10 protein-coding genes and 1 tRNA gene are annotated in these 12340 nt (G+C 64.1%); 5 read left to right on the plus strand and 6 right to left on the minus strand.

What is annotated here, in order from left to right; all coding sequences use genetic code 11:
* Positions 1 to 3: 3 nt before the first annotated feature.
* Entirely contained in the window at positions 4 to 915 is a 912-nt protein-coding gene (locus ACL9RL_RS11410) for a TIR domain-containing protein (protein WP_422780375.1), read from the minus strand.
* A gap of 363 nt (positions 916 to 1278) precedes the next feature.
* Between ACL9RL_RS11410 and ACL9RL_RS11415 the strand changes: the two genes are divergently transcribed.
* The 4 genes from ACL9RL_RS11415 to ACL9RL_RS11430 all read left to right on the plus strand — a co-directional run bounded on the left by ACL9RL_RS11415 (position 1279) and on the right by ACL9RL_RS11430 (position 5903).
* Positions 1279 to 3495: a KAP family P-loop NTPase fold protein gene (locus ACL9RL_RS11415; protein ID WP_422780376.1), complete on the plus strand. Its 2217-nt coding sequence runs from the start codon at positions 1279 to 1281 to the stop codon at positions 3493 to 3495.
* Positions 3495 to 4730: a hypothetical protein gene (locus tag ACL9RL_RS11420; protein ID WP_422780377.1), complete on the plus strand. Its 1236-nt coding sequence runs from the start codon at positions 3495 to 3497 to the stop codon at positions 4728 to 4730. Before ACL9RL_RS11415 ends, ACL9RL_RS11420 begins: the two co-directional genes overlap by 1 nt.
* A gap of 124 nt (positions 4731 to 4854) precedes the next feature.
* Positions 4855 to 5244, plus strand: a complete 390-nt coding sequence (locus tag ACL9RL_RS11425; protein ID WP_422780406.1) for an IS1/IS1595 family N-terminal zinc-binding domain-containing protein — start codon at positions 4855 to 4857, stop codon at positions 5242 to 5244.
* Positions 5190 to 5903 (plus strand): transposase, encoded by a 714-nt coding sequence (locus ACL9RL_RS11430; protein ID WP_422780407.1) that lies wholly within the window; start codon positions 5190 to 5192, stop codon positions 5901 to 5903. Before ACL9RL_RS11425 ends, ACL9RL_RS11430 begins: the two co-directional genes overlap by 55 nt.
* A 63-nt stretch (positions 5904 to 5966) precedes the next feature.
* On the opposite strand, the gene ACL9RL_RS11435 is transcribed toward ACL9RL_RS11430, so the two are convergent.
* Positions 5967 to 6040: transfer RNA gene (locus tag ACL9RL_RS11435), tRNA-Pro, on the minus strand.
* Between the two features lie 149 nt (positions 6041 to 6189).
* Entirely contained in the window at positions 6190 to 7500 is a 1311-nt protein-coding gene (locus ACL9RL_RS11440; RefSeq protein ID WP_422780378.1) for a hypothetical protein, read from the minus strand.
* Positions 7501 to 7581: 81 nt separating this feature from the next.
* Between ACL9RL_RS11440 and ACL9RL_RS11445 the strand changes: the two genes are divergently transcribed.
* On the plus strand, positions 7582 to 8127 hold the full coding sequence (locus ACL9RL_RS11445; protein WP_422780379.1) for a phosphoribosyltransferase family protein: 546 nt from the start codon (positions 7582 to 7584) through the stop codon (positions 8125 to 8127).
* A gap of 37 nt (positions 8128 to 8164) precedes the next feature.
* On the opposite strand, the gene ACL9RL_RS11450 is transcribed toward ACL9RL_RS11445, so the two are convergent.
* From ACL9RL_RS11450 to ACL9RL_RS11460, 3 genes are all read right to left on the minus strand, one after another.
* Positions 8165 to 9865, minus strand: a complete 1701-nt coding sequence (locus tag ACL9RL_RS11450) for a long-chain-fatty-acid--CoA ligase (protein ID WP_422780380.1) — start codon at positions 9863 to 9865, stop codon at positions 8165 to 8167.
* A 339-nt stretch (positions 9866 to 10204) separates the two neighbouring features.
* Positions 10205 to 11698 carry a flotillin family protein gene (locus ACL9RL_RS11455; protein WP_422780381.1) on the minus strand — a complete coding sequence of 498 codons (1494 nt, stop codon included), beginning with the start codon at positions 11696 to 11698 and terminating at the stop codon, positions 10205 to 10207.
* Positions 11699 to 11768: 70 nt separating this feature from the next.
* Complete coding sequence (locus ACL9RL_RS11460) at positions 11769 to 12320, minus strand: hypothetical protein (RefSeq protein ID WP_422780382.1); 552 nt, start codon at positions 12318 to 12320, stop codon at positions 11769 to 11771.
* Between the last annotated feature and the right edge of the window lie 20 nt (positions 12321 to 12340).

Below are 12340 nucleotides of genomic sequence, written 5' to 3' on the forward strand. Positions count from 1 at the left end.
GTCCTATCCATTCAGATCGAGGAACACGTCCTGGTTGATCTGGTCGCCGGTATCGGTGCGAGCGGCGATCGTGACGTCGAAGGTGTCGTCTTTGCCACCATTACCCGCGAAACGGCGGTAGCTCATCACATCGATGGTGACTGACTTGCCGCCACCAGGGATCTTCGGGATCACGGGGTTGCCGTTGGAGAGAATGTCCAGGGACGCGTTCTCCGGCACAGCAAGCGTGACCTCATAAGCCGTCTCGGTACCCCGGTTGATCACCTGAAGCTTGTCGATCCGGTTGCCACCCTTGTTGAAGTATTTGAGATCGAAGTCAAGAGCCTTACGCACCGGAGCGCTGCTTGGCAGCCGTCGCCCCAGCATCAGGCCGTCTCCGGGCGGAGGTGGCGCGGTGAAGTTTCCTGTGGTGTGCCAGTCCGTACCGGTCAGGTCAACGTCGCAGCCGGCAGTTCTGAGCCGAGCCGCGAGCGCCTGGCGGCTGGCTGTCGAGTTGGTAAGGCGGATTGCATGCCGGCCCGCGACGTCGCTGAATGGGCGTACCTCACCGATCTCGACGAGCACGGTGCGTTTGGCGTCACGCCCGAGCGCCATGCCTGCTTCGAACAGCACGTTCGGGCGCGCCTGGGGCGCAGGCAACGTCTCAATGTCACCCTCACCATGACCGTAGCGAGGCTGGAGATAGGCGACCTCGTCAGGTGTCATAAGCACGATGATCGCCGTGGCATGTTCGAAGGCTGCGTCGAGTACCTGGCCAATATATGGGGAGCCTTCGCTGGTCAGCTCGACGGCGGCCGTCCACTCCATCGGCGACAGGTTGATGCTTCGTAGAAAGTCAAACATTGCCTTGCGGAGCGCTTCATTGCGTCCGTGCACGACAAAAACTGAGCGGGTATCACTCGTACTGGTATTCAATGCGGCGCTCCTGACTCGATCACAACGACAAGGTGATCACCGCGTGTGAAGCAGTTGATCCCGCTATCTACGCTACGGCTAACCTCCGACATCGGAAGTCCAGCCACGCATTGTCTCGACACCACGACCAGCAGCACACGCTGCTGGTAAGTCAATGAAGCACAACGACAGGTGCAAACAGGAAGCTGTGTCGCCGTGTCTCGGCGCCGCGCAGCTGTTCGAAACCGTCGGAGGCGGGAGCCAATACCGGCACGGCCAGCTCTCATTGCGTCCATACACGCGCTGCGTTGGTTTCGGTGACGACGAAAAGAGTCGCACTCTCAGCAGTCGGGAGATGTCCGTGCTTTCCGACAACATAGGAACGTGACCCAACTCCCCGCACGCCGTGATCTCAACGATGACCCGCTGGCAGGCAATGATGACGCCGCCGACCACCTCGGACGGCACCCCTTCGTGTCTTCGGCCGTTTCGATCCTGAATGCGGTGACCGCATCCGGAGCGTCTTCGGTTGTTGCGCTCGTCGGCGCGTGGGGATCTGGGAAGAGCAGCGCTCTCAACATGATCAATTCTTCGCTGAGGGGCAAGAACGAGGACGCACAACCGGACTGGATCATCGCCGACTTCAACCCCTGGTTTTTCCAGGACCTCGACACACTTCAAGCTGGTTTCTTCCGTGAGCTGAGTGCGGCCCTCCCGTCACGGGGGAGCAAGGTGGATGCGGTTCGCCAGTCCTTAGTGACCTTCGGCAAGGCTGTCGCTCCGCTCACGTCGATTGCGACCCTTTTCGGTGGAATCGATGCTTCCAAGTCGTTGCAAGCGCTCAGCGGCTTCATCTCGCCGGATCAGAGCCTCGCAAAGACTCGAACCAAGCTCGAGGACGCGCTACGTGACCTCGACCAGCCAGTCCTAATGGTTCTCGATGATCTTGATCGCCTCTCACCCGACGAGCTCCTTCTGACGCTCAAGCTCATCCGGTTAGTGGAACGACTGCCGCGCATCTACTATCTCGTCGCCTACGACGAGGACACGCTGCTCGACAGCCTCAACAGGACCGGCCTGGTCGGCGCCGATGCCCGACGCGGCGTCGACTACCTGAAGAAGATGATCCAAGTACGGTTGGACCTATCGCTAGTCCGGCAAGGGCAGCTCGACAGGTGGATCGATCAGGAACTTCCCGACCTTCAGCGGCGGCTGGACTTTGCCTTGGCCAGCGCGGCCCGAAGGCGGCTCGCATTTACCTTCCTCGGACACGTACGGGACCGCCTCGCCACGCCACGAGCGGTGCAGCGATACTTCAGCCAGGTGGATGCGTTCGTTGGTAGCGTCCACACCGAAGTTGACGTAGTTGACTTCCTCGTGCTGACTTGGTTCCGCACCGCGGAGCCACTCGTGTGCGACCTGCTCACAAGAGATCGGTCGGCGCTGCTGGGCGAAGTCTGGAACATTGAGACAGCGGACTTGTTCGGCAAGCCCGACAAGGAGGAGTCTCGCGAGTACTGGCGAATCCGGCTAGAGAGACCACGAGTCTCCCCCATCCACATGGAAGGCGTTGCGGACATGGTCGGACTTCTGTTCCCCCGATTCAAGGCTCGCTGGACCCGGGCTGATCTCGAGCAGTCGAGACGGGATCCGACGGCCGGACGGGTTCATCATCCCGACTACTTCGATCGTTACTTCGCCTTCGGCGTCCCTCCAGAGGATGTATCCGACGCCGACGCGGCTACCGCATATCCACAGTTGCGCGCAGGCGAACACGGCACAGAGCTGGCGCTAATCGAGGGCAAGATCACCGACGATGTCAGCAACCTGAATCTCGCGCTCTGCAAGATGTTCCACGCCTTCGAAAACAAGCGGACCGGCGGCGTCGAGCTCTTGCGCTGGATCGCGAAGCACCGCAACGAACTCCCGGACGACGACGAGGTGCTGACGCCGAACATCGAGTCACGATGGATCGCGCAACAGATCTATCTGCTCCTACCGGCCGATGAGCCGGCTGCTGCAATGGAGGCTCTCGCCCACGCTGAGAGCGGCTTTTCTCTCGGGTCCTGTCTCATCTCGCACACTAACCACGAAACGGAGAGACGCCCATCGTGGGACCGGCGGACAGTATTCGAGAATGCCAAACACCAATTCGGCTCCGCGGTGCAAGCTGCGCTCAGCCAGCACGACGACGATGACGTCTTCGACGTGCCGGACGAGCTCTGGCCACTGATCTGGGACTGGCAGATCATCGATCTTGACGGAGCAAAGTCGTGGTTGCGGGCACGCATCGACCCGGCCAGATGGCCACGCCTCGATGTGGTCGCCAGATTCGTGTCCCGACAGGGAATTATGGGCGTGTCTGGCGCGCCCTGGACTCTCGGCAATCTGAATCTGAATCTGCAGATCGTCGATCGACTGTTCGGCGTCGATGCAGTCTTGCATGTCCTCGGAGGCATGTGCCCAAGCCGGCTGCTTAAAGAAGCGGACCGCAGGAGACTCGAACACAACCCTGAGAATCGACGAGCTGTCGCCTTGTCGTCCCTGACTCATCTGCAGCTCGACCGAGACGCCTCGACGACGAAACATGGTGACGAGTAATGTCCGAGGTCGGGTTGAAACTCTCACGTCCAGCCGTCTACCTCGATCAGTGGGTATGGATTCGACTCGCTCGCGCGAACGTCGGACGCCCCCAGCACAACGAGGATCAGCGAGTACTGGAAGCGGTACGCGCCGCCGCCGCGAAGGGGGTCCTCTTTCCGCTATCAGCGACTCACTATGCGGAGACCGGGCGCATCTTGGACTGGCGACAGCGCAAGGACCTCACCGATGTAGTCGCACCGATCTCGCTCATGCAAACGATCCGAGCGCAGCCCGTGCTCATGCGACATCAGTTCCTGGTTGCGCTTCACGAGACACTCGGACGCCCCGCATTCCGCCCGCCGCGACACGCGGTCCTCGGCGTTGGCGTCCATTGGGCGTTTAGCGGTGTGCAGGCCTTCTTCAAAGTCGTGAACAATGAAGGGCAGGTGATCGATGTCGACAGGACGCGGCTACGACATCTCAACGAGTACGCCGAGGCTGCAGTCTTCACCGGGCCTGTGCCCGACGATCTACTGGGTCTCATTGATCTCGGATACGTCCCCCCTCGTGACCTCGAGAATCGTCCCGGTAGTCGCGTCGAGTACGAGCGGTGGCTCTCAGAGCAGCTCGGTGACCGCAGTCCCGACGCAGACGATCTGCGCGCCCTCGTGATGGCGCGCGAGATCCATCACGAGTACACCGACCTGCTCAACGGCATCTTCGCCGAGTATCGGCTTACGCTGTCGATGATCACGGGCGGCAGCACCGGCATGGCGAGCCGAGCGAAAGCTGTCGCGTTCATGGAACGTGTTCCTACAGCTCGGATCTCCGCGGACATGAAAGCGTTGCTTTTCCGGAACAAGAGACGGAGCTGGTCCTGGAACATGCTTCGAGATATCGACGCGCTCAGCCTTGCCATTCCCTACTGTCATGTAGTCGTCACTGATAGGGACGCAGCCGACCTTCTACGCCGCACTGGCGCTGGCATACGGCATGACACGAACGTTGTCGCAAAGCTCCACAGCCTGCCTGAGCTCCTTGATGACCTCACGTCGAGTATGGGCAATGTCGGGAGCAAGACAGGCTGGGACGAGATCGGCCCCAGTGACGGCGAATATCACCTCCAGACACCTGAGCCGCTGCCATACGACGACCGAATAGCTGGCGCCTCGATGCGATTGGTCGATGCTTCAGGGCGTGCCCTCGTCATGCCGAACTCCGGCGCCAAGTCTGTGCGTCAGAGGCATTACTAGGGTTATCGGCCAGAAAGAGTGGATGGGATTCTGATCTGAGCCGGTGATCCCGCAGCCAGACGAGGACCAGTATGGTTCGTGAGGCTTAGTCGTGGTCCTTCCCTCAAACTCGACGACCTGTCTGGTGTGCGGTTCACGGCTCGTGAAGAACGGCCGACACCCCTCGGCAACACAACGATGGCGATGCCCGTCCTGCGGATCATCAAGCGTGCGCCGTCGCCCCGACGTTAGCAGACGTGAGGACCTCCGAGCGTTCGCGTCCTGGCTCGTCGGCACACACACCAAGCCGAGATCGATGGCACGACCACCGGTCGCTCATTCCGACGCCGCACCGGATGGTGTTGGGACATCACGCCAACCCTCAGACCCGCCGAAACGATCAACCACGCGATCTTCGTTGACGGCATCTGGATCGGCACCTAGTGCCTGCTCATCGCACTCAACGACACCGGACACGTCCTGGCCTGGCAATGGTGCGCTAGAGAATCAACCGCAGCCTGGACAGCGCTCCTGAACCAAGTCCCAGCACCAGGTGTCATCGTATCCGACGGCGGCTCAGGACTCCCCTCCGCACTGAAGGCATGCTGGCCAGAGACCAAGCACCAGCACTGCCTCTTCCACCTCCACCTCCAAATGAACATCTCCCGCCACCTCACCAGAAATACCAGAACCGATGCCGGCAAGGCACTGCGCGGCCTGGTCATGCAGCTCAGCGACATCACCGATGAAGACGCCGCGATCGCCTGGCGAATCCATCTCGATCAGTGGTGGCAGGCATTCGGCCGCCTGACCAAAGAACGAACCCCGTTCCGCAGCGGCCAATTCGGCTACACCCACGACCGCCTCCGGAAAGCCTGGTCCCTGATCAACACCGTCACCCGCTGCGAGGCCTTGTTCATCTGCATCGCCTACGGCAACCCCCGCACAACCTCACCCCTCGAAGGCGGCATCAACGCACCCATCCGCGATCTCCTGCGCCGCCACCGAGGCATGACCGAAGAACACCGCAAACAAGCCGCCGAGTGGTTCCTCACCCTCCACGAATTCCCGCTCGAACACGCCCTCACCCTCGCAACACGAGAACGACCATCAGCACCCACACCGGATGGGCAAGACGGGGATGACACACCCGAACCCATCCACTCTTTCTGGCCGATAACCCTAACCCTTTGATGGCGTAGTCAAATCTCTTAACCAAAAAGTCTCGGAAACCCGCGAGTTTCCGAGACATTTTTGTCGGGCTGACAGGATTTGAACCTGCGACCCCTTGACCCCCAGTCAAGTGCGCTACCAAGCTGCGCCACAGCCCGAAGCCAACACCGCACGCGGCGAAGACAACTCGAACAGTCTAGCGCGTTCCAGACCTCGCTACGAACACACGCACCACCCCGGGCGCGCCGACGCCGAGCACCCGTCCGAGACCCACCACAGATTTCCCTACAGCATCAGGCAAAACCGCTCAAACACCGCCGGCAGAAACCCCAGAACCGTCCGCAGAACCAACACCGGAACCAGACGAAGACGGAGACAACGACGAAACCAACTCCCCCTCCGAAACCCCCGCCAACGCCCCTAGGTTCCGAATGAACACGATCAACCACGTGAAGATCAGCCCCGCCGCGATCAGCTCCAGCGCCGTCAGGTTGTAATACCCCACCGGCCACCACAGCACCACGGCGAGCGCCACCCCGATCAGCAGCGCATCCGAGAACACGAACACGGCGCGCGGCAGCCCATCGAGCACCCATCGCAGCGACACGAGCAGCGCGACGAACACCACCGCCATCCCGGTCGCGAAGGTGTTGTGGAAGAACAGGCTCACGTTCACCGGCACCAGTCCGACGCCGGCGAGCCCCAACCCGATCACCACGAACGCGACCTGCACGGCCCGCACGTTCCGCGTCGGACTCGGCCTCGCGGTCCGCTCCCACCGTCGCAGGTCGGCCGCGATGTACAGGCCGAGCGTCGACATCACGAACCCGGCCACGATCAACGTCACGTTGAAGCTGTACCGGGAAATCCCGGTCCCGGCGCCCAGCTCACTGAAGTGCAGCTTCCACCACTCCGGGTCCTGCGACGTCACCATGCTCACCATCACTCCGACGAGCACAAACACCGCCAGCAGCCCCGACAACCGTTGCGCATTCAGGTGCACGGCCGACAGGTACATCGCATACGCCGCCACTGCCGACACGACCGCAGTGATCATCAACCCCGTGAACGCATCGACCTCGAGGTCACGGAACGCCTGCTGCAACGAGAAGAACACCGCGAGCATCACCATCACGAGGATCGTCACCTGCAACAGCGTGATCGTCACCGTGTCCGCGATGCGCTGCACCACGTGCAGCTCACTCCGCCATCGCCCGCCCTCCGTCTTGCCGGACGCCAGGTAGCCGACGACGCCACTCGCCGCACCGCACACCGCACCGACGGCCGTTGCGACCGTCCCCACCGAGAACGTCCCCCACAACGGCACCGACCGCCCGAAGAACACGATGAGCCCCACCACCGCGGCGAGCGCGAACGCTCCAGCCGCAAGATACGTGCCACGGGACTCGACCGATGCCGACGCCTCGTCCCGCTTCGACCCCTCCGGGTACAGCGCATCGACCAGATCCGCGAAGAACCGCTGTACCGATGGCGTCAGCACCTCCCGGGAGAGCTCCGCCGCCGCGCTGCCACCACCAGCCGAAGCGTGACGCCCGTGTTCGACGCCCGCTCCCCCGTCGCCCGCAGATTCCGCACCGGCTTCAACTCGCTCACTCACCCTCCGACGTTAGCGCCACCCCACACCCGTCGCCTCGTCAGCCACGCGGCACGATGTCGCTCCGCGCCCTAGGGTGGACCGGTGAGCCTCAGCGACGACACTCCTCCGCAGTCCGCCCGCGAAGCAGTCCTGGCCCACTTCAGGTGGATCGAAGGGGACGCCGACGTCTGGTCGATGCTCCGCGATGCTTCTGCCCTGAAGCAGATCGTGCACACGCTGGCCGATCCGTTCCGCTCCATGGACATCGATGTGGTCGTCGGCATCGAATCCCGCGGGTTCATCCTCGCGCCGGCAGTCGCACTCGAACTCGGTGCAGGATTCGCCGCGATCCGAAAAGGCGCTGCGCTCTTCCCTGGCACGAGGATCACCGGACTGACCGCACCTGACTACCGCGGCAACATTCACCAGCTCACTGCCCTGAGCGCTCAGTTCGCGCCGGACGACCGTGTGCTCCTCGTCGATGACTGGATCGAGACCGGCAGCCAAGCCACCGCAGCGCAGTCATTGATCGAACGATGCGGAGCGACACTCGTCGGCATCTCGGTCGTCATCGACGAGGCCGCCCCGTCGGCACGCTCAGCCCTGCCGCCGATCAGCACGATCGTCGCCGCCGCGGAACTCCCCTGAGCCGCCCACACGCACCAACGGGTTCGCCCCGAGAGACCTACTTCTTCGCCGCCGCCACCAACTCGTCGCGCACCTGCCGTCGCAACACCTTGCCGATGAGCGACTTCGGCAGATCGTCCACCTGGACGACCTTCTTCGGCACCTTGTACGCCGTCAGCCTCGTCCGGCAGAAGTCCCGCAAGGCACCGGCGTCGAACGCGGCTCCTGGACGCAACACGACCGCGGCAGCGACGTCCTCACCGCCGGAGGACCTCGGCAATCCGACGACCGCAGCCGACTCCACATCGGGATGCGACGTCAGCGTCTCCTCGACCTCGGACGGACTCACGTTGAACCCGCCCGTGATGATGAGCTCCTTCACCCGGTCGATGACCGTCACGAACCCGTCCTCCGACACCGTCACGATGTCCCCGGTCCGCAGCCAGCCACCGTCCAGGAGCGTCTCGGCCGTGTCATCCGGGCGTCCCCAGTAGCCCTGGAACACCTGCGGTCCGCGCAGCAGCATCTCGCCTGCCTCGCCAGCCGGCAGGTCACGCGTCGGATCCTCCGGATCCACCACACGGATCTCCGTGCTCGGGAACGGCACCCCAACGGCCCCAGGACGCCGCGTCGGCCCCACCGGGTTCCCCAACGCGACAGGTGACGCCTCCGTCATCCCGTAGCCCTCGACGAGCAGACCGCCGGTCGCCTCCTCCCAGCGCGCGACCGTCGCAACAGGCAGGCTCATCGCCCCGGAGATCGCAAACCGGATGCTCGTCAGATCGACGCCCTTGCGACTCGTCGCCCGCGCCAGCTGGTCGTAGATCGGCGGCACCGCCGGCAGGAACGTCGGCGGCGACTTCTTCGCGGCCGTCAACACGAGCTCGACGTCGAACTTCGGGAACAGCACGAGCTTCGCACCGATGCTCATCGCGAACGTCAGGCACAACGTCATCCCGTACGCGTGGAACAGCGGCAACACCCCGTACACGGTCTCCTCGCCGTCGCGCAGGCCGGGCAACCACGCCCGCCCCTGCGCGGCGTTCGACCGCAGGTTCTTGTGCGTCAGAATGGCGCCCTTCGGCGTCCCGGTCGTGCCGCTCGTGTACTGCAGGAGCGCAACGTCATTCACCGACGGCCGCAACACCCGCTTCGACAGCTTCCGCCCGCCCACAAGCCGGTCCCACGGGAACACGTTGCGCGACTTCGGGCTCGCCGTCATCGCCGCCCGCGATTCGCGCGCCTGCTTGACCGGCAACCGCAGCGCGAGCCGCTTGCCGAACGGCAGCGCCTGCGTGATGTCGACCGACACGATGCGGCCGAGCATCACGTCCGCGGGGAAGTCGGCGACCGTGTCGTAGACCTTGTCCCACACGATCGCGACATGCGCGCCGTGATCCTCGAACTGGTGCCGCAGCTCACGCGCCGTGTAGAGCGGATTGTGCTCGATCACGATGGCGCCGAGCCGCAGCGCCGCATAGAACGCGACCACGTGCTGCGGACAGTTCGGCAGCACGAGCGCGACGCGATCCCCCCGCTTCACACCGAGCTTCCGGAGTCCTTCGGCCGCATGGGAGACCTGATCGCCGAGTTCGGCGTAGGTCGTCTCCGCACCGAAGAACTCGAGCGCGACCTGCGAACCGTAGTGCTTGACGGAGTTGTCGAGCATGTCCACGAGCGACTGGGTCTGATCATCGATGTCGGCCGGCACCCCCTTCGCATAGGAGGTCAACCACGGTCGGTTTGCGTACTGGTTCATTCCGGTCCTCCGATGCGTCCGCGCTGGGACGCTTCAAGCCTAGGCCGTACCCCTCCACCCAACCTGAGTTATCCAACACACGTCGTGCGCCCATCGCATCCCCGCGCCCGTTCCCCACGCCACAGCGCGATGCGCTCGCGCACGCGCGCCCCGACGCCGCGAGCGCGGGGTGGGTGCGCACCGCGCTCACCGCAACAACCCGCGCGTGCGCGAGCGCATCGCGCTCACCCCGGACGAACGACGTCGACCCGCCCCGCAGAAATCCACGGGACGGGTCGACATCACACAACGAGGCGACGACGCACAGCGCACCGAAGCGCACCGCACCGCTTCACACGATCAGCGCTTGGCGGCCTCGCTACCCGCAGCGGGCTGATCCGATGCACGGTGCAGGTTCTCGCCCAGCGCCCCGCCGGCGACACCGGCGAGGAGCGCGGACAGGTCGAGCCCGGTGATGTCCTTGACCACCTTCGGAACCTCGCTCACGACCTGGCCGACCGTCTTCGTCACGGCGGAAGCACCCTCGGTGCTGATGACCGTCAGGTTCGCGATGTTGCCGAGCGGCTCTGCGACGGCGCGCGTGATCTCCGGCAGTCGAGCGATGATCTCGGACGCAAGACCCGCCTCGCCGTACTTCTTGAGCGCTTCGGCCTTGGCATCGGTCGCCTGCGCCTCTGCCAGACCCTCGGCAGACGTCGCGGCCGCACGGGCCTCACCCTGCGCGCGGATACCCTCTGCGAGCGCGATCTGCTTGTCACGCTCGGCGGAACCCGCGAGTCGCACGGACTCAGCAGCCGCCTGCGCGTCCTGGACGGCAGCGACCTTGTTGGCTTCAGCGATCTTCGTCCGCTTGTACGCCTCGGCCTCGGTCGCCGCATTCGCGGCGTCACGCGTCGCCTGCGCCCGCTGGACGGTCGCGTAGGCGTCGGCCTCGGCGGGCTTCCGGACCTCGATGTCGAGGCGCTCCTGCTCCACCTTGACCTTCTCGGCGAGCGCCTCGCGCTCCTGGAGCGCAACGAGTTTGTCCTGCTCGGCCGTCGCAAGCTGACCGGACGCCTCCGCCTGCGCGTTGGCGCGGTCGGTCTCCGCCTTAATGGTGGCCTGCTTGAGGCTCAGCGCCTTCTGCCGCTCTGCGATCTGCTCCGCCGCCTCGATGCGCGCGAACTCACTCGCCCGCTCCGTCTCGGCTTCCTTGATCTCAGCATTCTGGCGTGCGAACGCCGCCTCGGCGCGACCGAGGTCCGCGAGGTAGTTGGTTCCCGGCGTCGAGATGTCGGAGATGTTCAGGAGGTCGACCTGCAGGCCCTGCTCCGCGAGGTCGGTCTTCGTAGCCTCGACGACGGCCTCCGAGAGCGCGTTGCGGTTGGAGATGATCTCCTTGATGGGCATGTTGCCGATGATCGACCGCAACGAGCCTTCGAGGGACTGCTGGATGATCTGCGTCAGCGAGCCCTGCTGGGAGAGGAATCGCTGGGCGGCACGACGCACGCCCTCCGGCGTTCCGGAGACCTTGAAGTTGACGCTCGCCTGGATGGCGACCTTGATGAAGTTGGTGTCGACGCCCTCGACGACGATGCCGATCTGACGCTGTTCGAGCGAGATCGGGAATCCCTGCTGCAGGATCGGCCAGATGAAGACGCGACCGCCGATGACGACGCGCTGGCCGCCATCCGGTTCACCGACCTTCGATCCGGCGCCGCGCCCGACGATCACGAGCGCCTGGTTCGGTGGGACGCGCTTGATACGTCCAGCGACGAATGCGACGATCGCGAGCGCGACGATGATGAGCGCGATCACGGAGATGATCGTGACATTGGTGGTGATGAAGTCCATCGGCGAGTTGCCTTCCCCTGAGGTAGCTGTCTGGTGGAACGTTCGGCACCGCGGTCACGGCACCGGCAGATTACGGTGTTGGCGGCGCAGGCGGCGCGGATGGCCCCGACGGCGCGGCAGGAGCATCCGGCGCACCGGTGTCCTCCGGTGCCGGAGCAGCCGTGCTGGCCGGTTCGACCTTGACCCTGGACCCCTGCAGTTCGAGGACGCGGATGCGCGTGCCGCTCTCGATGCGGACATCGGAGAACGCGAGCCTGGTCTCGATCTCGTGCGGTCCGTCGAGGCTGACCTCACCGGATGCCTGCGAGATGGTGGACCTGGCGACGCCGTAGAGGCCGAGCGGCGAACTGGGCGTACCGTCGTCGGATCGGCGGAAGCTGCGGATCATCGCCTGCACGCCGACGAGCACCAGGATGCCGATGGCGCCCGAGATCGCATAGGCGGCCCACGATGGCAGGCCGTTGGCCAGCACGATCGCGCCGACGGCGCCGAAGACGGTGAACGCCGAGCCGAGCGCCGTAGCGGAGATGGCGCCGTCCAAGAGGTCGAAGATCTCGCCGAACAACAGCGAAATCAGCACGATCACGAGTCCAACAGCGCCGACGATGATGAACAGGGTCATGAGTCAACCCTAGTGAACGC

The organism is Plantibacter sp. Mn2098 (assembly GCF_049319745.1).
Taxonomy (GTDB): domain Bacteria; phylum Actinomycetota; class Actinomycetes; order Actinomycetales; family Microbacteriaceae; genus Plantibacter.